This is a genomic window from Stenotrophomonas sp. ZAC14D2_NAIMI4_6 (assembly GCF_003086875.1).
Lineage (GTDB): Bacteria > Pseudomonadota > Gammaproteobacteria > Xanthomonadales > Xanthomonadaceae > Stenotrophomonas.
Genome location: NZ_CP025996.1, coordinates 32448 through 53203, shown reverse-complemented (window position 1 = coordinate 53203; position 20756 = coordinate 32448). Strand labels below are relative to the sequence as shown.

The following is a 20756-nucleotide window of genomic DNA, read 5'->3' as shown; positions in this document are numbered from 1 at the left end:
TCAGATCCCCCTCAACGCGGTACGTTGGAACCGGCCGGGCGTTGCCGCGTGCGTGCGCATCCTCAACGCGGTACGTCGGCCACGTTGTTCAACCGGGTCACTTCCTCGCCACCATCGGCCAAGGCCACGCGCACGCGCAGGCCGCTGCGGTCGCCGGCCGGCAACGGCAGCGACACCACCACCGTCTTCGGTTGCAGCTCGGCCGGGGCAGCCATGGCCGGCACCTCGCTGCGTGCGATCTCGCGGCCACGCGCATCTTCCAGGACGGCCACGCCCACGCCGCTGCCCACATGGCCCAGGCTGTGCACGGTCACGAGTACCTGGCGCCCGTCCACGCGCAGATCGCCGCGGCCGATGCCCAGGTCCGGGCGGGTTTCCACCGGTGTACCCGCGCTCACCCGCTCGAACTCGAAGATCTCGGTGCGGCCGGGGCGGAACTGCATCGGCACCGCGACGCTGGTTTCCAACTGCACGGTGCGCTCGCGCGGGCTGCCGTCGATGCGGCCATCGCCATCGGTATCCACGCCACTGCGCACGCGCCAGGTGCCGCTGGCCACGTTCCAGCCGGTCATGTCCGCGGCGATGGTGCGGCTGCCCAGGGTGTAGCTGGTCACCGTGAAGCGCTCGCGCGATGGCGCATGCACCAGCAGGGCGACCTGCTCGGCGGCGTCTTCGCGGTCGAAGCGCCAGCTGACGGTGTGTCCGGGCCAGCTCTGGTTGCGCTTCAACGCGATGCCGCCCAGGCGTGCACGCTGCAGGAACTCGCTGGGCGCTTCCACGCGATCGGACCACCAGTGGCCTTCGGTGTTCATGTACTCGCGCTGCGCCTTGGCCTGCACACCGTCGGCATGCAGTGCGTCGATGTACTGCAGGTCGCCGGTCGCCTGCCAGGCCATCAGGCTGGCGAAGCCGGTCTTGCCGGCCTTGGCATCGGCGGTCAGCTGCGGGTACCAGTCCTGCTGGCGGCCCAGCACTTCCACGTAGTTCTCGCCCAGGTTGGCCAGCGCACCCGGCCCGCCACGGGCCACGCGGTAGTCCAGCGCCTGCAGGTACTTCGCATCACCGGTCCAGCGCCAGGCGGCCCAGAACGTATGCATGATGTCGCCGCTGCCGGAACCGTTGTTCAGTTCACCGCCGCGGGTGGCGCCGGTGGCCCAGTTGATTTCGTTGGGCAGGGTGAAGCGGCCCTTGTCGTCGCGGCCGGCGTGGGCCAGATAGCCGTCGGCCAGGCCGATCACCAGCTTGCGGCCGGTCGGATCGGCGTTGTACTGGCCGAGCAGGAACGCCGGGTGCAGCACCGGGAACGAGTAAGGCTTCTGCCACTGCCAGTTCGGTTCGCGGTAGACCTTGTTGCCGCCGAACCAGTTGCTGGAAAACAGCAGGTGGCCCTGCGGATTGCGCAGGATGATGCGTTCGTCGAATGCCTTCACCGTTTCCATCAGCCGCTCCACCGTCAGCGGGTCGCCCCAGTTGAGGTAGAGCATGGCGCTGTTGGTGTTGATGCCCTCCTCGTAGGAATGCAGTTCGTCGGTTTCGATGGTGCTCAGGCCGTTGCTGAACATGCCGTTGCGGTACACCGCATCGGACAACGCGGTGAGCGAGGCATTCAGGCGGTCCGGCTGCACGCCCATCAGGGCCAGGCCCGGCCACTGCTGGGTCAGGTCGGAATCGTCGGAGATGCCGCCGCCGAAATCACCGTAGGCCACCTGGCGTTCGTCGATCCACCAGTCCACGAAGCGGCGCACGTGGGCCAGGTCCTGCAGCTGGTGGAACGCCCAGGCGGGGACGCCCTTGGGCACCTGCGGGGCGCTGAACGGCGGGCGGCCCTGGCTGTTGTAGCTGATGTAGTTCCAGTACAGCCGGCCCAGTTCGTGGTCCGGGTCGACCCGCAGCAGATCGCTCAGGTCGGCGTACACGCGCGCGTACAGGCGCTGGCGCTTGGACGTGGTGTGTTCTTCCACCAGGAAGCCCCAGTTGTCACGCACCTGGTTGAAGCGGTCGGCCACGTGTTCCTTCAGCGCTTCGGCGCGCGGCTTGAACACCAGCCGCACCTGCGCACCATCCAGCGCAGCGGCGTCGAAGCCCGGTGCCGCCGAGGCGATGCTCAGCCACAGGCTGTCGGGGGTCAGGATGCGGTCGCGCAGGTCCAGCCACAGCGTGCGCTTCTGCCCAGGCTGCACCGACACCGAGACATCAATCATGTCGCGCGCCGGCCAGATCGGATCCTTGATGCGGATGTTCAGCGGAATCAGGCCGTCCTGCGTGGCCGGCAGGTCCAGCGCGGGCAGGTCGATGGCCACGCCGTCCAGGCCGTCGTGCATGTTTTCCCAGCTGTAGGCCCAGCTGCGGATCAACGGCTGGTTGGCCGGCGCATCGCCCACGCCGGAGGGAATGAGCACGTGCACGATCGGGCGCGGCTGCGCCGGCAGGGTATCGGCGCTGCGGCGGCGTGAGCCGGCGCCCTTGGGCAGGGCCATGACCGTGCTGCGCTCGGCGGCCGGATAGCGGCCGTCGATGTAGCGGCGCAGCGCGTCCAGGTTGGTGTAGTCGGGCAGGGCCTGGCTGTCGATGATGTACGTCTGCTTCACCGTGCCGTCGGGCTCGGCGCCCTCGCTCACGTGGTAGGCCCAGATTTCCTGGATCGGGGTTTCCTGTTCCACGTTGCTGAAGCGCAGCACGCCACCGGACTGCGCGGGAATGTCCTGCACGCTGCGCACCACGCCCTGTTGCCGCGTGGCCAGCACCTGGCTGGCATGCGCGGCGTCGGCGCCGTGGGCCAGGGTGCCGAAGGCCGCACCGCGGATCTCAACCCGGTTCACCGTTTCGCCCACCGGCAGGGTCAGGTCCAGGTGCTGGCCACTTTCGACGTAGGTGTTCCAGTCCGGCAACTGGAAGTAGTCGTTGCGGCCGGGCAGGCGCGAACGGTTGTAAACGCCGGGCCAGGTGGTCTCGGCAATGCCATCGGTGGCCTTCCACATCCACGCTTTCAGGTCGCGGGTGTCGGCGAACTCGATCTTGCGGATGCGCGTGCCCGCCGCCGACAGCGCAGGCGGGGCGGCGCCTTCCCAGCCGAAGCGATGGCGCCAGGCGCGTTCGTCGGTGGCCGACGCCACCGCGCTGGCCGGTGCCTGGCCGCGCGCCAGTGCGGCCACGGCGGGCCCATCCAGCATGCGGTCGTACACGCGGATGTGCTGGAAATCGCTGCCGCGCAGGAAGTTGTAGCGGCTCTGCACCTGGTAAGGGGCCATCACTCGCCCGGCCAGGCCCAACTGGTCCAGCGCGGCATCGAAATCGCCGGTGGCCTGCGTGCGCGCCACTTCGCGCCCATCCACGAACAGGCGCACGCCCTGGTCCTCGTCCCAGGCGAAGGCCAGGTGCAGCCACTGGTCCGGCCGCGGCGGTGTGTCCATGCGGAACGACACGCGGCTGCGTGCCAGGTTGGCATCGGTCACGAACGCATCGAAGCCGTGGCCGTTCCAGTCGATGCGCAGCCAGGCCATGTCCCAGCTGCTGTGGTCGGCATAGCCCACGCGGAAGATCACGAACGGTGCTTCGCCCACGGCGTAGCGCGGGCGCCAGTCGAAGGCCAGGGTGCCGCGCTGGGCCTGGATGTTGCCGGGTGCATCCCAGGCCAGCACGCCATCGTCTTCCCACTGGATCGCCTTGCCGCGTGCGCCGTCGTCCACCACCGCCGCCTTGTCGCGGAAGTTCGGCACCGCCTCGCCCTGCGCCGTCACCGCGGTCAGTCCCTGGTTGGCGTCCACGTGGAACAGCAGCGCGGGCGGTGCCGCGGCGCCCGCAGGCAGGGCGGTGGCCAGCAGCAGCGCGGCCACCAGCAGGCGGCGGCGCGGACGGGGCGAAGCAGAAGCGGTGCGGTGCATGGAACCTTCCTTTCAGCAGCATTCGACGGTGCAGCGGTACGGCAGGGCAGGCAGGGGCTCAGAACTTGTAGCGCAGCCCCAGGTAGTACTGGCGACCGGTATGGGTGTAGCGGTCGGGCAGGGACAAGGCCGAGTCCACGTAACGCTCATCGGCGCTGTCCAGCAGGTTGATCGCCTCGAAGCTGACGGTCAGCTGCTTGTTGAACTTCCAGGACATGTTGAAATCCACGTTCTCCACGCTGTACTTGCCGGTCACGTCGGCGGTGGCGTACTGGTTGCCGTCCAGGTCCCAGACGTTTTCCTGGGTCAGGATCTGGTTGATGTAGGCGTCGCGGTAGCTGGTGGAAACACGCGCACTGAAGCGCCCGTCGTCGTAGTACAGGGTGGCGTTGTACGAGTTCGGCGACAGGTTCAGCAGGTCGTTCTCGGTGTAGGTGGTGACGATGGTGTCGCCGCTGCCGGAACTGAAGAGGTATTTGATCTTCGAATCCACGTGGGTGTAGTTCAGCTGGATGCCGAAGTTCTTCCAGAAGCCCGGCAGGAAGCTGAAGGGCTGCTGGTAGGTCAGCTCGTAGCCCTTCAACGGGCCGCCCGGCGTGTTGAAGTAGCTCTGCACGTTGAACAGCGAGTTCGGACTGAAGCCGGCCGGCAGCAGGTCCAGCGAATAGCCCATGTCCTGCCAGGTGGTCAGCAGGCGGGTGCGCTGCACGTAGGTTTCGATGTCCTTGTAGAACACCGCCGCCGACAGCAGCGCGCCTTCCTGGAAGTACCACTCCGCGCTCAGGTCGTAGTTGGTGGAGCGGAACGGATCGAGCTTGGGGTTGCCCAGGTTGATCGAGTAGTAGCGGTCTTCATCGACGAAGGCGGTTGGGCCACCGCTGACGCTGGGCGACAGGTTGGACAGGGTGGGCCGGGCCATGGTCTTGGCCGCGCCGAAGCGCAGCACGAAGGTGTCGGTCAGGTCCCACGCCAGGTTCAGCGACGGCAGCCAGTCGTCGTAGCGGTGGGCGACGGTGGTGCCGACCAGCAGGCGCTCGCCGGCATCGGCGGTGGCGCTGGCCACGCCCAGGAATGGCTCGCATTGCGACGACAGGTCGTTGCTGTTGGCGGCCTGGCACGGCGCATAGCCACTGGCATCGATCTGCGTGCGCACGTAGCGCAGGCCCAGGTTGCCGCGGAACGGCCGGTCCCACAGTTCGGTGTTGAAATCGAGCTGCAGGTAGCTGGCGTAGCTCTTCTCGGTCACGTCGAAGTTGTTGTTCGATGCGCCATAGTGGCCCACGCCGGCCAGCCGGTAGTCGCCGCCCAGGGTGCCGGTGTTGCAGTTGCAGTAGATATCCAGCAGTTCGGCGATGCGGCTGAAATCGGGAATCAACCACCCGTTCGGCGTGTTGCCGTCCAGGCCCTTGCCGAAGCCGTCCAGGGTGGTGGACAGATCGCCCACGCCCACGCCGCTGGGCAGCGCCTGCGACATGCGCCCGTAGCTGATGTTGCGGTATTCCTGCGTGCTCATGCCGTAGTCCTTGTAGGCCAGGCCGCCGCGCAGGGTGAAGGTGGGCGAGATGTTGAAGGTCAGGTCGACCTTGGCGGTGTCGAAGCTGTTGTCGACGTACTGCGGGTTCAGCCGCACTTCGCTGATGTTGCCGCCGCGCGCGGTGCCGTTGGCATTCACCGGTGCAGTGCCATAGCCCAGCCACTGCCACGATGCGGCATCGCCCAGCGCGAACGGGAAGGTCATCGAGGGCATGCTGGCGCCGTTGCGCATGTCCAGCACGAAGCCATCCAGGTTGCTGTTGTCGAAGCTGACCATGGAGAACACGGGACGTTCGAAGCTGGACGAGGAATGGCCGACCAGCGCGTCCAGGCGCACCGCGTCGTTGAAGCGGTGCTCGAAGTTCAGGCTGGCCTGCTTGAACTCGGTGGTCTCTTCGATCGAGGTCGATTCGGTGCGGAAATCCACGTTGTCGAACACGCCGTAGACCAGGCGGTTCTGCGCATCCACCTGCGCCTCGCGCACGGCGATCTGGGTCTTGCCGCCGTACTGCGCGGTGCGGTGCAGGTTGGCGCCCAGCGAATCCTCGCGCTGGTCCTTGTCCAGGCGGGAATACATCAGGTCCAGGTTCAACAGGCTGTCGGGGCTGAAGCGGAACTGCAGCGCGCCGGTCACGCCCAGCCGTTCGATCTCGTGTTCGGTGCGTACGTAGCGCGGGTAGCGGGGAATCCACGCATTGGTCGCGGTCTCGTAGGCGGCGATGTTTTCTGCCGTGGCCGCCGGCCGGTCGATGCCGGTGCCGCAGTGGGTGGCATCGATGCCGTAGCTGCCCCAGCCGTTGTTGCGCGCCTGGTTGGCGGCGCTGCCCACGCCCTGCGCGGTTTCATTGCTGGCCGGGTTGCGCGGCGTCTGCGGGTCGTAGCCCACCGGGCTGCAGAAACCGTAGGTGCCGTTGTTGGCAGCGGTGGACTGGTTGGAGTTGCGGTAGTTGCCGTGCTCCCAACGAACCGGGTTGTAGCCCTCCTCGAAGATGGTGCGCTTGCTCCACGCCACTGACATCAGCGCACCGAAGCGGCCATCGGCCCAGGTGTTGCTCAGCAGCGCAGACACGCGCGGGTCCTTGCTGCGCGACAGTTCGTTGAAGCCGTACTGGCCGTTGAGCGAGGCCTGGAAGCCCTCGAAATCGAACGGTCGCGAGGCGCGCAGATCGACGGTCGCACCCAGCGAGCCTTCATCCATCTGCGCCGACTGGGTCTTGTTCACCTTGACCCGGCTGAACAGTTCCGAGGCGAAGGTATTGAAGTCGAAGCCACGGCTGCGGTTCACCCCGGTGGTGCCGCTGCCGGCGGTGGACAGGGCTTCCAGGCCATTGATGCGCACGCGGGTGAAGTCCGACCCCAGGCCACGCACGGAAATCTGCTGGCCTTCGCCGCCTTCGCGGTCGATCGATACGCCGGCAATGCGCTGCATCGATTCGGCCAGGTTCAGATCGGGGAATTTGCCGATGTCCTCGGCGTAGATCGCATCGACCTGCTCGACGCTGTAGCGCTTCTCGTCCAGCGACTGCTGCAGGCTTTCGCGGTAGGTGGCCTTTACTTCCACCTTGTCCAGGTCGACCGCATCGGGTGCGGACGCAGCCGCTTCCGGGGTCTGCTGGGCATAGGCAGCCTGGCACAGCACCAGGCCGATCGACAGGGCAAGCACGGCGCGCGGCGCGCGGCCGCGATGAAGCGCGAGCGACGAATCCATCTGAAATCCCCTCCCAGGGTGTCCTCAAGCGTTGCAGGTGCGTTGCTGCGTTCGTGCCGGCCTCCTCCGGCACGACGCGGGTGCAACGACGTGCTGACACCGCGGGTCATGCGTGAACGTAACAAAGCACATGGGACGCGGCATCTTGCGCCGCAGCAGTGCGCCGCAGCGGTATGTCGTTGCACGGGAATGCGGCGGCGTGCGCACACGCCGCCGCGGCTGCATCAGAACTTGTAGCGCACGCCCAGCAGATACTGGCGGCCGGTTTCGGTGTACTGCAGCGGCAGCTGACCGGTGGTGGGCGAGTACACCCACTCGTCGGATGCTTCGTTGGTCAGGTTGATGCCTTCCAGGCTCAGTTCCAGCTGGTCGCTGATGCGGTAGCGGATCGAAGCATCCAGCACGGTGGTGCCGGTCATGCCGTGGTAGCCATCCAGGTTGAAGCCGGTTTCCTGGCCCGGTGCCTGGGTCAGGTAATCGCTGCGGTTGGTGGCCGACACGCGCCCGGACCAGACCTCGCCTTCGTAGAACAGCGTGGCGTTCCAGGCGTTCTTCGAGGTACCGGTCAGCTGGTTCTTCATCACCGCCACGCCGTTGCCGTTCACGTACTGGATGCTGGTGTCGACCCAGGTGTAGTTCAGCTGCACGCCCAGGTTCGACCACTTGCCGGGCAGGAAGGTGAAGGGCTGGGTGTAGTTGGCTTCCACGCCGTACAGCTCGCCACCGGGGGTGTTCAGCGGAATGCTGAAGGTGAAGTCATCGTTGACCGATGCACCGGTGCCGTCCAGCAGGCTGGCCGGCAGGCCGCTGGTGGAATACGGGCGCACTTCGCGGGTGGTCTGCACGAACGATTCGATGTCCTTGTAGAACAGGCCGATGCCGGCCATCGCGCCTTCGTTGAAGTACCACTCGAAGCTCATGTCCACGTTGGTGGCGCGGAACGGATCCAGGTTCGGGTTGCCGCCGGCCACGGTGCGCGCACCGCCGGCCACGGCCACGGTCACGCCGGGGGTCAGGTTGCCCAGGCCCGGTCGGCTCATCACCTTGGCCGCGCCCAGGCGGATCAGGAAGTCCGGGGTGATCTCGGCCACCAGGTTGAACGAGGGCAGGGTGTCGTTGTACTTGCGGTTGGTGGTGGCCGGCACCAGCACGCCGCCCACGGTGGCCGCGCCACTGGAGGTCTGTTCGGTCTGCACGTAGCGCACGCCGAAGTTGCCCGACAGCGGAATGCTGCCCAGATCGGTGGAGAACTCACCCATCAGCCAGACGCCACGGTCCTTCTCTTCCACGCTGCGGCTGTTGTTGGCACGCGGTGCCAGCGCGAACGTGCCGGTGTTGCTGTAGATGTCCAGCGCGTCGGCCACGGCATCCAGGTTCGGCACCACCCAGCTCGACGGCGAACCGGAGATGCCCTTCAGCCCGGCCTGGCTGGTCAGGTCCACCGGCACGATGCGCGAACCGTTGGCGAAGGTTGGTACCGCGCCTTCGCTGTTGCGGCGCAGTTCCAGCGTGTCGAAGGTGTAGTTCTTGGCCAGCACGCCGCCCTTCAGGCGGAAGCCGGGGCTGATGTTCCAGTTGAAGTTGACTTCGGCGGTGTCGAAGTCGTTGTCCACGTACTGCGGGCGCAGGCGGATCTCGGCCAGCTCCCAGCCATTGGGGTTGGTCGGGTCGATGCCGTAGTTCAGTACCGGCGCACGGCTGTTGCCACGGTAGTCGTAGCTGTAACCATCCACATCGTACTTGTCCATGATGATGGTGGTCTGCACCGGGTTCTCGTGCTTGGAACGCGAGACGCCCAGCTTGCCGTTCAACGAGAACGCATCGTTGAAGCGATGATCGAAGTTCAGGCTGGCCTGCTTGAACTCGGTGCTCCATTCGTCGTGGCGGTTCTCGCTGCGGATATCGACGTTGTCGAATTCGCCGTAGACCAGCGCGTTGTTGCGGATCTCGCCGTTGCGCACCACCATCACCGGCTTGCCGTCGCGGTCGGGGCGGCGGTTGGCACCGGTGGCGGCATCGCGGTTGCGGCTGAACGAGATCGCTTCGATGTAGTGTTCGTCGCGCGTGGCGTCGATCTTCGAGTACAGCGTATCCAGCGATATTTCAGTGCGATCGGTCGGCTTCCACTGCAGCGAACCGGTCACGCCCAATCGCTTCTGTTCGTGTTCCATCTGCACGTAGCGCGGGAAGCGCGGGTGGTACACATCGGCACTGCGCGCGGCCGGGAACAGCGGGCTGGCGGCGAACCCGCCGTTGCTGGTGCCGTTGGCCCAGCGCCCGGTGTTGGAGCCTTCTTCCAGCGCCTGGCGTTCGGAATAGGCCACAGACAGCAGCGCGCCGAAGGTGCCGTCGGCGAAGGTGTTGGCGATCAGCGCGGCCATGCGCGGGTCGGCCTTTTCAGCCATGGCGTTGAAGCCGGCCTGGCCGCTGGCCGCGAAGGTGAAGCCGTCGTAGTCGAACGGGCGCGCGGTGCGCAGGTCCACCGTGGCGCCCAGCGACCCTTCCTCGACATCGGCCGAGGCGGTCTTGCGCACGATCATCTGCGAGAACAGATCCGAGGCGAACACATTGAAGTCGAAGCCACGGCCACGGTTGGTGCCGCCGCTCTGGTCGCCGGCGCCCACCGTGGTCAGCGCTTCCATGCCGTTCAAGCGCACGCGGGTGAAATCCGGGCCCAGGCCGCGCACCGAAATGTTGCGGCCTTCGCCGGCTTCGCGGGTGATGACCACGCCGGGAATGCGCTGCAGCGATTCGGCCAGGTTCAGGTCGGGGAACTTGCCCACATCCTCGGCCACGATGGCGTCGACCACGCCGGATTCGCTGCGCTTGATGTCCAGCGCCTTTTCCACGCTGGCGCGGTAGCCGGTGACGTTCACCGTGTCCAGGTTGGTGGCGGCGGGCGCTTCGCTCTGCTGTTGGGCGGCGGCGCCTGCCGACAGTGCCAGGCCGACGGCCATGGCGAGCAAGGTAACCGGTGTCTTTTTTGCGTGGTTCCGAGAATGCATGCCTTTCCCCTCTCCCAAAGGTCTGGTCTCGCGAGTGTTTCAGCGGAATGACACCGCTGGTCAAGGCGGACGGTAACAGCACCTCCCGGTTCCGGCATCTTGCACCGCAACAGATCTGCAATGTCTCCAAGACGCTTGCGGGACAATGCTTCCGACAGTTTGCTAGGCTGTGCGGACGGCGGGTCGGATCTACAATGACACCGATAGCCAACCGCCACGCGGGTGCGTGGTGCGATTCCACGCCGTGCAGCCGTACGTGCTGGCGGCCAGCGTAAGGGAGCGGAAATGGGTCGTGTCGTGTGTTTCGGGGAACTGCTGCTGCGGATGGGAGCACCAGGTCGCGAGCTGCTGCTGCAGTCGCCGCAGTTGCAGGTGCATGTGGGCGGTGCGGAAGCGAACGTGGGTGTCTCGTTGTCCTGCTTCGGACATGAGGTGGCCATGGTCAGCACCGTGGCCGGCAATGCGCTGGGCGCGCACGTGCTGGGCGAACTGCGCCGCCATGGCGTGGACACGCGCGGCGTACGCCAGGACCCGGATGGGCGCATGGGCCTGTACTTCCTGACCACCGGTGCGGTGCAGCGGGCCAGCGAAGTGGTCTACGACCGTGCCGATTCGGCCTTCGCCCGCAGTACTGCCGCCGACTACGACTGGCCGGCACTGCTGCAGGGCGCGCAGTGGCTGCACCTGTCCGGGGTCAGCCCGGCGCTGGGCCCGGACGTGGCGCAGGCCACGCTGGAAGCAGCGCGTGCAGCGCGCGCCCTGGGCGTGCGCGTGTCCTTCGACGGCAACTTCCGGCCCAAGCTGTGGCAGCGCTGGGGCGGCGATGCGCAGGCGATCCTGCACCAGCTGTTCGCGCAGGCCGACATCGTGTTCGCCGACTACCGCGACATCGAGGTGATCCTCGGCCAGCGGTTCGAGCAGGCCGATGTGGTGGCCAAGGTGGAAGCCGCAGCGGCGGCCGCCTTTGCCGCCTTCCCGCACCTGCAGTGGATGGCCTGCACCCAGCGCCAGGCGATCAGCGTGGACCACCACGCACTGGGCGCGCTGCTGCTGGGCCGCGATGGCACCCGCGCTCAGGCGCCGGTACGCCAGCTGCAGGGCATCGTCGACCGCATCGGCGGTGGCGACGCCTTCGCCGCCGGCATTCTGCATGGCATCCTGTCCGGTCTGGATGCCGAGGCCACCGTGCGCTTCGGCCTGGCGGCCGGCGGACTGAAGCATTCGATCCCCGGCGATTTCAACCCTGTCAGCGAAGCTGACGTGCTGGCCCTGGTGGGCGAGGAGCGATTCGATGTCCGGCGCTGATCCGCGCGTACGTGCGGTACTGAAACTGGCCCCGGTGATCCCGGTGTTCACTCCCGATGACGTGGACGATGCGGTGCAGGTGGCACAGGCCCTGTTCCGTGGCGGCCTGCCGGTGATCGAGGTGACCCTGCGCACGCCGCGCGCGCTGGAGGCGATCAAGGCGATGGTCGAGGCCGTGCCCGATGCCGTGGTCGGCGCTGGCACGGTGATGACGCCGGCGCAGATGCAGGCCGCGAAGGCCGCCGGTGCGCGCTTCGCGGTGTCGCCCGGCGCAACGCCCACCCTGTATGCCGCCGCCCGCGATGCCGACCTTCCGTACCTGCCGGGCGTGGCCACCGGTTCGGAGCTGATCGTGGGTCTTGAGCACGGGCTGGACACCTTCAAGTTCTTCCCGGCGGTGCAGGCCGGTGGCGCGGCGTTGTTGTCGGCCTGGCACGGCCCGTTCGCCGATGTGCGCTTCTGCCCGACCGGCGGCATCAGCGTGCAGACCGCACCGCAGTTCCTGCACCTGCCCAACGTGCTGTGCGTGGGCGGTTCGTGGCTGACCACCGCCGCCCTGGTGCAGGCGCGCGACTGGCAGGGCATCGAAGACCTGGCACGCCAGGCCTCGGTACTGGCCAGCTGACGGCCACCGCCGTTGGTAGAGTCGAGCTTGCTCGACTGGCCTTTCGCGGCATTTCGCGTAGAGCAGTCGAGCAGGCTCGACTCTACGGACCGGGTTCGTCGCGCAAGCCCGGCATTGCCCCGCGTTCAACCGCCGCGCGGTGCGCCCAGCCGCCGGTACAGCGTGCTGCGGCTGATTCCCAGCCGCTTGGCCGCTGCGCTTACATTGCCCTCGCACGCGGCCAGCGCCTGGCGCATCGCCGCTTCGGCAATCTCCCCCAGTGCTGCGGTGGACGCCAGTACCGGTGGCACGGTGTCCGCCGCACCGTTGCGCACGCCATCAGGCAGCAGTTCCGGGCCTGCCGGCTGGCCTGGCCCTGCCAACGCCACCAGGGTGCGCAGGCAGGCGCTGAGCTGGCGCAGGTTGCCCGGCCAGGCACAGGCCGCCAGCGCGGCACGGGTGGCAGCGGGCAACGCCTGGTCGTGGCCCAGCTGCTGCCACAGCGCATCGACCACCGCGCCACGATCGGGATGCTGGCGCAGCGGTGCCAGGGTCACCACGTGGTCGGCGATGCGGTAGTACAGATCCGCGCGGAAGCGCCCGGCGGCCACCGCCTGCGGCAGGTCGCAGTGGCTGGCGCAGACCAGGGCGAAATCCAGCTTCACCGGCTTGCCGCCGCCCAGCGGCGACAGCTCGCGTTCCTGCAGCACGCGCAGCAACCGGGGCTGCAGCGCCAGCGGCATGTCACCGATCTCATCCAGGAACAGCACACCGCCTTCGGCCTGGCGCAGCAGCCCGGTGCTGCCGTGGCGGCGCGCGCCGGTGAACGCGCCTTCTTCGTAACCGAACAGCTCCGATTCGATCAGGCCCTCGGGCAATGCAGCGCAGTTCACCGCAACGAACGGCCGCCCCGCGCGTGCGCTGCGCGCATGCAGTTCACGTGCGAATACTTCCTTGCCGGTTCCGGTTTCACCCTGCAGCAGCACCGGCAGGCCCGCCTGCAGGACCCGCCCGGCCGCGTCGAGCTGCGCCTGCTGGGCGGCATCGAACAACGGCCCGCGCGGAACCGCTGCGACCACCGGCGGCGCCTGCGGCAGGCGCTGCGCGGGGGCGCCCTGCGCGCGCCGCGTACCGCGCGGCTGGCGCAGCCCGTAGAGGCGGCGGCCCTGGCGATCCAGCAGCACGCCATCGTCGGCCAGCCGTGACAGCGGTTGCTCGAACAAGGCTTCGTACGGCGTTCTTCCGATGTCATGGCGCTCCAGCCCGAACAGGGCCAGGCCGGCACGGTTGGCCGCGACCAGGCGCCCGCCGCGGAAGCCCAGCACGCCCTCCCGCGCGCTGCCCAGCAGCACCGGTTGGTGGTGCAGGCGCAACAGCTCGCAGTCGGGCAGCCCATCGGCAAAACCACGGTGCTCGATCTGGGCCACCGCCTGCCGCACCAGGGCCAGTGCGTGCAGGTGGGGCAGGCGCGCGTCGCCGGATACGTCCAGCACCCCCAGGCATTGGCCGTGCGGGTCCATGATCGGTACCGCCGAGCAGGTGAGGATGCCGTGCGGGGCGAAGTAGTGTTCGCCACCGCGTACCTGCAGCGCACGGCCTTCCACCAGCGCGGTGCCGATCGCGTTGGTGCCCACGCTGGTTTCGTCCCAGCGCACGCCCGGCATCAGCGCGACACGGCCAGCCTTGTCCAGGAAGCCGGTGCTGCCTTCGGCATCCAGGATCCAGCCATCCTCGTCGGTCAGCAGCACGATGCTGCCGCTGTGGGTCATCTCCGCCGCCAAGCCTTCCAGTTCGGGCCGGGCCTGCCGCCACAACCGTTCGCGGCGCTGCCGCAGCTCGCGCAGGCGGCCATCGGTCAGCGGTTCGGCATTGGGTTGCGCGTCCACCAGCAGGCCATGGCGCTGGCAGCGCTGCCACGAGTGCAGGATGGCGTCGGGCACCGCGCCCACCGGCGCCGCACCGCGTTCGAAGAAACTGCGCCGGGCACTGCCCAGGCGCGGGTCGGGAGCAAGCGGGGACACCGACAGCCTCCTGTGTCGCATTCTGCGACAGTTGTTTCAGGACCTGTTCCGATTAACAGCACATCGCGCGCCAGCCCGCAAGGAAGGCCGCTGCTGCAGCGCCGCAGCCGCGCGTCTCAGGCGCAGGCGGGGCAGCGCAGGACCTCGTGACGCGCCGCAGCACGCCACAGTTGGCACCGTCCTTGCGCCAGCACGGGCACTACGCCAACCCGTTGGGAGCCCCGCATGAACGCCGTACCGTCCACCCGTCCGCATGCCACCGACCCGCGTTCGATCTTCAAGCCGCGCTACGGCAACTACATCGGCGGCGACTGGGTTGCCCCGCGCAGCGGCCAGTACTTCGACAACACCTCGCCGGTGAACGGCCAGGTGTTCACCGAAGTGGCCCGCTCCAATGCCGACGATGTTGAAGCCGCGCTGGACGCGGCCCACGCCGCCCGGGAGGGCTGGGGCCGCACTCCGGTGGCCCAGCGCGCGCTGGTGCTGAACCGCATTGCCGACCGCATCGAGCAGAACCTGGAACTGCTGGCCCATGCCGAAACCTGGGACAACGGCAAGCCGATCCGCGAAACGCTCAACGCCGACCTGCCGCTCATGGTCGATCACTTCCGCTACTTCGCCGGTGCCCTGCGCGCGCAGGAAGGCAGCCTGTCCGAGATCGATGCGGACACCGTGGCCTACCACTTCCATGAACCGCTCGGCGTGGTCGGGCAGATCATTCCGTGGAACTTCCCGCTGCTGATGGCGGCGTGGAAGCTGGCCCCGGCGCTGGCCGCCGGCAACTGCGTGGTGCTCAAGCCCGCCGAGCAGACCCCGGCCTCGATCCTGGTGCTGATGGAAGTGATCGGCGATCTGTTGCCGCCGGGCGTGCTGAACGTGGTCAACGGCTTCGGCCTGGAAGCGGGCAAGCCGCTGGCCAGCAACCCGCGCATCGCCAAGATCGCCTTCACCGGTGAAACCACCACCGGCCGCCTGATCATGCAGTACGCCAGCCAGAACCTGATTCCCGTCACCCTGGAGCTGGGCGGCAAGTCGCCCAACATCTTCTTCGCCGATGTGATGGCCGAAGACGATGACTTCCTCGACAAGGCGGTGGAAGGCTTCGTGATGTTCGCGCTCAACCAGGGCGAGGTCTGTACCTGCCCCTCGCGTGCACTGGTGCAGGAATCGATCTACGAGAAGTTCATCGAACGCGTGCTGGCGCGCGTGGCGGCGATCGTCCAGGGTGACCCGCTGGACCCGAACACGATGATCGGCGCGCAGGCATCGAGCGAGCAGCTGGAAAAGATCCTGTCCTACATCGACATCGGCCGCCAGGAGGGCGCTGAAGTGCTGATCGGCGGCGAGCGCAACACGCTGCAGGGTGAGCTGGCCGGCGGCTTCTACGTGAAGCCCACTGTGTTCAAGGGCCACAACCGCATGCGCATCTTCCAGGAAGAAATCTTCGGGCCGGTGGTGGCGGTGACCACCTTCAAGACCGAGGAAGAGGCCCTGCAGATCGCCAACGACACGCTGTACGGCCTGGGGGCGGGCGTGTGGAGCCGCGATGCGGCGCGCCTGTACCGGGTCGGGCGCGCGATCCAGGCCGGGCGGGTGTGGACCAACTGCTACCACGCCTATCCCGCGCACGCGGCCTTCGGCGGCTACAAGCAGTCGGGCATCGGCCGCGAAAACCACAAGATGATGCTCGACCACTACCAGCAGACCAAGAACCTGCTGGTGAGCTACGCGCCGAAGAAGCTGGGTTTCTTCTGAAGTTTGATCGTGATCAAGGCGCCGGTTCGCCGCCGGCGCCATTCTGTCCGCAAGCGCACTACGGAGATCCATGCATGAACAGAACCATGAAGGCCGCCGTTGTCCGTGAGTTCGGCAAGCCGCTGGTCATCGAAGAAGTGGTGGTACCGCGCCCGGGGGCGGGCGAGGTACTGGTCAAGATCGAGGCCTGTGGCGTCTGCCATACCGACCTGCACGCCGCCGAGGGCGACTGGCCGGTGAAACCGAACCCGCCGTTCATCCCCGGCCACGAGGGCGTGGGGCACGTCGTGGCCGTGGGCGGCGGGGTCGGCCACATCAAGGAAGGTGACCGGGTCGGCATCCCCTGGTTGTACTCGGCGTGTGGCCATTGCGAACACTGCCTGGGCGGCTGGGAAACGCTGTGCGAAACACAGCGCAACACCGGCTATTCGGTCAACGGCGGTTTCGCCGAGTACGCATTGGCCGATGCCAACTATGTCGGCCTGCTTCCCAAGGGAGTGGGCTTCGTGGAGATCGCACCGGTGCTGTGCGCCGGCGTGACCGTCTACAAGGGCCTGAAAGTGACCGACACCAAGCCCGGCGACTGGGTGGTGATTTCCGGCGTCGGCGGCCTGGGCCACATGGCCGTGCAGTACGCACGCGCCATGGGCCTGAACGTAGCGGCCGTGGACGTGGACGATGCCAAGCTGAAGCTTGCCGAGCGCCTGGGCGCGCAGGTGACGGTGAATGCGCGCACCACCGATCCGGCCGCGTTCCTGAAGAAGGAAATCGGCGGCGCGCACGGTGCACTGGTCACCGCGGTGTCGCCCAAGGCGTTCGAGCAGGCGCTGGGCATGGTCCGCCGCGGCGGCACGGTGTCGTTGAACGGGCTGCCGCCGGGCAACTTCCCCCTGGATATCTTCGGCATGGTGCTCAACGGGGTGACCGTGCGCGGTTCCATCGTCGGCACCCGCCTGGACCTGCAGGAATCGCTGCTGTTCGCTGCCGAGGGCAAGGTGGCGGCGACGGTCAGCACCGACCGCCTGGAGAACGTCAACGACGTGTTCGCGCGCATGCACGCGGGCACCATTGAAGGCCGCGTGGTGCTGGACTTCGCCGCCTGACCCTCCCGCGCACGGCTGCCGCGCCCGTCCCCCTCTCCCACGGGCGCGGCAGGCGTGCAAAGGGGTCGGATCCCTCTGCCACTGGCAGAGGGCTCTGACCCTCGAACGAGGCCACCATGAACGACCTTCCGCCACAGGTCACCGCCACCCTGGCCGCACTGCAGCTGATCGAGCGGCTGCACGCGCGCCACGGCCCGCTGCTGTTCCATCAATCCGGTGGCTGCTGCGATGGCTCTTCGCCGATGTGCTTCGCGCAGGGCGATTTCATCGTGGGCGACCGTGACGTCTGCCTGGGTGAGATCGGCGGCGCGCCGTTCCACATCAGCCCCTCGCAGTTCGAATACTGGAAGCACACACAGCTGATCATCGACGTGGTGCCCGGGCGGGGCGGCATGTTTTCGCTGGAAAACGGCGAGGGCGTGCGCTTCCTGGTGCGCTCGCGCTTGTTCAGCGATGAAGAGTTCGCCGCCTTGCAGGCCGCCAGCAAGGCATGACCCGGCGCGCCGTACAATGTGTGCATGCCTGCCCTGCTCAAAACCATCTTCCTGTCCATCGTCGCCCTGATCGGTGCGCTGCTTGCCCTGGCTCTGGTCAGCAGCGCCGGTGGCTGGCTGCCGTCGTTGTTCGGCCTGCACCCGGGCAGTGAAGCGCAGCTGGGCTGGGACCTGGGCTTCAGCGTGCTGGGCGGCATCGCCGCCATTGCCTTCGCGACCTACTACGCGCCGTGCTGGCCGCGCGCGCATGGCACCTCGGTGTGGCTGCTGCTGGTGCTCGGTGCCGGTTACGGTCTGTGGCTGATGGGCGGCGATTTCCCACGCTGGTTCGCGGTTTCCCTGCTGCTGTCACTGCCGGTGCAACTGCTGCTGGGCTGGTGGTTCGGGCGCCGCCCCTCGCGCAGCGCAACACAGGCTTAACAATTCCCCCCTAGGCTCGGTGCCCGCCGAACGTCGGCAACGCGGCGCAGGGGCCTGCACCCACGGATAAAGGGGCAGGCGCGGCGTAAGACACCACAGGGAACCGGGAAATCATCCGATGCGTCACCAGATCCGGGAAGCCGCCGTTGCGGCTCCCCATGCGAAGCTTTTGTCCCGCGCCGTGCATGCGGTGCTGATCGGCGGCCTGGCCGTGCTGCCCATCGACGCGATGGCCGAAGAGGCCGCCGATGGCGATACCCGCCAACAGCTGCAGCAGTTGGACACGGTGACCGTGACCGGCAGCTACGCCAAAAGCCTTGAGGAGGCCGTCGACCTCAAGCGCGCCAACATCGGTTTCTCCGATTCGATCGTGGCCACCGACGTGGCCGATTTCCCCGAACAGAACCTGGCCGAAGCGCTGCAGCGCATGCCCGGTGTCACCATCGAGCGCAACAAGGGCCTGGGCAGCAAGGTCAGCGTGCGTGGCCTGCCCAGCGAGTTCACCCTGGTGTCGATCAACAACCTGGCCACGGCCTCCGGCAGCGGTGGGCGTGATGTGCAGTTCGACATCTTCGCCGCCGACGTGGTGCAGACGGTGACCGTGCAGAAGTCGCCGACCGCGGCCGACGAGGAAGGGGGCATCGCCGGCTCGGTCTACATCGAAACCGCCAAGCCGTTCGACTATGCCGAACCGAAGTTCAGCGCCTCGGCCGAAGCCTCGCACAACTCGATCAACGGCAAGATCGATCCGAAGATCTCGTTCCTGGCCAGCGACACCTGGGGCGACTGGGGTGGCCTGGTGTCGTTCTCCAAGGCCAAGCGCACGAACCGTACTGATTCCAACTCGGGCATCAACTTCCGGCCGATGGGGCGCTTCCTGGAGGCGTCAGGCACGCGTGGCGCGCAGGCCGCGGCGGTGCTGGCGCGCGATGCGGGCATCATCGTGCAGGACCGCATGGACAAGGATGAAACCAGCCGCATCATCTTCCAGGACAAGGTCGGCGACCGCGTCTATCTGAACGAACAGGACCAGTGGGGTGCCACCGCATCGCTGCAGTTCAAGCCCAGCGATACGTTCTCGCTCAGCTTCGATGCCATGTTCGGCGGCTACGACACGCATGAGGACGAGTACGATGCGGCCGCCTATTCGGCCTCCAGCCGCAGCACGCTCGACACCATCCACGACTACGACAGCGACACCCTGTCGGCCTATGGCATCACCGTGCTGAAGGATGTGTCCTACACCGCCACCCAGCACGAGATCCTCAGCAAGGAACGCAGCGCCAACACCGACTATCGCCAGTTCAGCAGCAAACTGGACTGGAAGGTGGGCGGCTGGGATATCGACGCGCTGGTCGGCTATTCCGGCGCGCGCAAGGATTCGGACTACGCCAACCTGAAGCATGTGGCCTATGCGCCCTCGCGCACGCGCTGGACTGCCGATGGCGGCGAGACCGTGCCCAGTGCAGCCTCCAACGGTTTCAACATGTATGCCTCGCCGGAGAAATACCTGTTCGAGGCCTACGAAACCGAAGTGGAGAACGTGAAGGATGACAAGTACGCCGCGCAGCTCGACCTGCGCCGGCAGCTCAACCTGGCGTTCTTCCCCGCGCTCAACGCCGTGCAGTTCGGCGCGCGCTATACCGACAAGACCAAGGAACGCGCGTTCGGCAGCGGCAAGATCCAGGGCCCCAGCGCCGGCAGCGTGGCCTGGGTGAACACCCGCACCCTGGCCGACAGCAACCCGACCTGGATCAGCCAGCTGGCGCCGGGCGGCGGCTATCGCCCCAGCGATCTGGACTGGCAGCAGGTGTCCAACGCCTATGCACGCGCGACGTTCCGCTACCCCGGCTACAGCACGCCGATTGATCCAGGCCAGTACTACGAAGTGAAAGAGAAGACCCTGGCGCTGTACGCCATGGCCGATTTCTACTTCGATATCGGCCGGGTGCCGGTGTATGCCAACCTGGGTGTGCGCTCGATCGACACCGATGTGGATTCGGCCGGCTTCCACCCGGTGCAGAACGCCGATGGCAGCAACGGCTACACGCCCACGCCGATTTCCAGCAGCGGCGATTACAGCGATGTGCTGCCCAGTTTCAACATGACCGCCGAGATTGCCGATGGCCTGGTGCTGCGCGGCGCCGCATCGGAAACGCTGATGCGCCCGTCGCTGACCGACATCGCCTATCGCCGCACGGTCAGCTGGAGCAGCTTCCGCTTCATGGACGGCAACCCGGCACTGAAGCCGACCACCGCCCGGCAGTGGGAAGTGGGCCTTGAGAAGTACCTGCAGAACGGCGGGCTGCTGGCCGCATCGTACTTCTCCAAGAAGATCGATGGCGTGGTGCGGCAGTCGCTGACCGGCATCGTGCCCGGCGTGGAGAAGCTCAATGCCAACGGGTCGCTCGACGGCTACTACGACTTCGAGGTCTACCAGCCGGTCAATGCGGACGGTTCCTACAAGGTGACCGGCGTGGAGCTGGTGGCGCAGCTGCCGTTGTCGATGCTGCATCCGGCGCTGGAAGGCTGGGGTATCAATGCCAACTACACCCAGCTGGACAACTCGCTGACCGGCGCTTCGGACCTGGACATTCCCACCCCGCCGGAAGGCCTTGCCGAGAAGGCGTACAACTTCACCCTGTACTACGAGAACGATCGCTTCAGCGCGCGCGCCTCGTACAACTACAAGGACAAGTACGTCGAGTACATCCACCTGAACATGTACCCGGTCTACCGCGATGCCTACGGTCAGCTGGACGCGTCCATCGGCCTGCGCCTGAACGACACCTGGAAGGTGAACCTGGAAGCGATCAACCTGCTGGATGAAAAGACCAGCGGTTATACGATCAACAAGGCCTTCCCGACCCAGTACGAGTTCTCCGGACGCCGGGTGACCTTCGGCATCCGCGCGGACTTCTGATCGG

The 20756-nt window shown here is 67.0% G+C and carries 11 protein-coding genes; 7 read left to right on the top strand and 4 right to left on the bottom strand.

Going from position 1 to position 20756, the window contains the following annotated elements; genetic code table 11:
- Positions 1 to 62: 62 nt before the first annotated feature.
- From C1933_RS00190 to C1933_RS00180, 3 genes are all read right to left on the bottom strand, one after another.
- The gene (locus C1933_RS00190; protein ID WP_108751703.1) at positions 63 to 3881 is read right to left on the bottom strand and encodes a LamG-like jellyroll fold domain-containing protein; all 3819 of its coding nucleotides are present in this window, start codon (positions 3879 to 3881) and stop codon (positions 63 to 65) included.
- Between the two features lie 58 nt (positions 3882 to 3939).
- A complete protein-coding gene (locus tag C1933_RS00185) occupies positions 3940 to 7122 on the bottom strand; it encodes a TonB-dependent receptor (RefSeq protein WP_108751702.1) in 3183 nt (1060 codons plus the stop codon).
- A 224-nt stretch (positions 7123 to 7346) separates the two neighbouring features.
- Positions 7347 to 10127 (bottom strand): TonB-dependent receptor, encoded by a 2781-nt coding sequence (locus C1933_RS00180; RefSeq protein WP_108751701.1) that lies wholly within the window; start codon positions 10125 to 10127, stop codon positions 7347 to 7349.
- Positions 10128 to 10412: 285 nt separating this feature from the next.
- Here C1933_RS00180 and C1933_RS00175 point away from each other — a divergent pair, with 285 nt between their 5' ends.
- Complete coding sequence (locus tag C1933_RS00175) at positions 10413 to 11432, top strand: sugar kinase (RefSeq protein WP_108751700.1); 1020 nt, start codon at positions 10413 to 10415, stop codon at positions 11430 to 11432.
- Entirely contained in the window at positions 11419 to 12057 is a 639-nt protein-coding gene (gene eda, locus C1933_RS00170; protein ID WP_108751699.1) for a bifunctional 4-hydroxy-2-oxoglutarate aldolase/2-dehydro-3-deoxy-phosphogluconate aldolase, read from the top strand. The genes C1933_RS00175 and eda overlap by 14 nt, the downstream gene beginning before the upstream one ends.
- 125 nt (positions 12058 to 12182) lie before the next feature.
- Here eda and C1933_RS00165 read toward each other — a convergent pair whose 3' ends face one another.
- Positions 12183 to 14057, bottom strand: a complete 1875-nt coding sequence (locus C1933_RS00165) for a sigma-54-dependent Fis family transcriptional regulator (RefSeq protein ID WP_234414594.1) — start codon at positions 14055 to 14057, stop codon at positions 12183 to 12185.
- 225 nt (positions 14058 to 14282) lie between these two features.
- On the opposite strand from C1933_RS00165, the gene adh reads away from it, so the two are divergent.
- The 5 genes from adh (at position 14283) to C1933_RS00140 (ending at position 20752) form a co-directional block, all read left to right on the top strand.
- Positions 14283 to 15812 (top strand): aldehyde dehydrogenase, encoded by a 1530-nt coding sequence (gene adh, locus C1933_RS00160; protein ID WP_108751697.1) that lies wholly within the window; start codon positions 14283 to 14285, stop codon positions 15810 to 15812.
- 74 nt (positions 15813 to 15886) lie between these two features.
- Positions 15887 to 16915 carry an alcohol dehydrogenase AdhP gene (gene adhP / locus C1933_RS00155; RefSeq protein ID WP_108751696.1) on the top strand — a complete coding sequence of 343 codons (1029 nt, stop codon included), beginning with the start codon at positions 15887 to 15889 and terminating at the stop codon, positions 16913 to 16915.
- A gap of 116 nt (positions 16916 to 17031) precedes the next feature.
- Positions 17032 to 17409 (top strand): DUF779 domain-containing protein, encoded by a 378-nt coding sequence (locus C1933_RS00150; RefSeq protein WP_108751695.1) that lies wholly within the window; start codon positions 17032 to 17034, stop codon positions 17407 to 17409.
- Between the two features lie 24 nt (positions 17410 to 17433).
- Positions 17434 to 17829 (top strand): hypothetical protein, encoded by a 396-nt coding sequence (locus tag C1933_RS00145; RefSeq protein ID WP_108751694.1) that lies wholly within the window; start codon positions 17434 to 17436, stop codon positions 17827 to 17829.
- Positions 17830 to 17998: 169 nt separating this feature from the next.
- Positions 17999 to 20752, top strand: a complete 2754-nt coding sequence (locus C1933_RS00140; protein ID WP_234414593.1) for a TonB-dependent receptor — start codon at positions 17999 to 18001, stop codon at positions 20750 to 20752.
- Positions 20753 to 20756 lie beyond the last annotated feature (4 nt).

Coding starts and splice junctions, on each gene's coding strand:
- C1933_RS00190 (WP_108751703.1), bottom strand. CDS start 3,881: ATGCACCGCACCGCTTCTGCTTCGCCCCGTCCGCGCCGCCGCCTGCTG.
- C1933_RS00185 (WP_108751702.1), bottom strand. CDS start 7,122: ATGGATTCGTCGCTCGCGCTTCATCGCGGCCGCGCGCCGCGCGCCGTG.
- C1933_RS00180 (WP_108751701.1), bottom strand. CDS start 10,127: ATGCATTCTCGGAACCACGCAAAAAAGACACCGGTTACCTTGCTCGCC.
- C1933_RS00175 (WP_108751700.1), top strand. CDS start 10,413: ATGGGTCGTGTCGTGTGTTTCGGGGAACTGCTGCTGCGGATGGGAGCA.
- eda (WP_108751699.1), top strand. CDS start 11,419: ATGTCCGGCGCTGATCCGCGCGTACGTGCGGTACTGAAACTGGCCCCG.
- adh (WP_108751697.1), top strand. CDS start 14,283: ATGAACGCCGTACCGTCCACCCGTCCGCATGCCACCGACCCGCGTTCG.
- adhP (WP_108751696.1), top strand. CDS start 15,887: ATGAACAGAACCATGAAGGCCGCCGTTGTCCGTGAGTTCGGCAAGCCG.
- C1933_RS00150 (WP_108751695.1), top strand. CDS start 17,032: ATGAACGACCTTCCGCCACAGGTCACCGCCACCCTGGCCGCACTGCAG.
- C1933_RS00145 (WP_108751694.1), top strand. CDS start 17,434: ATGCCTGCCCTGCTCAAAACCATCTTCCTGTCCATCGTCGCCCTGATC.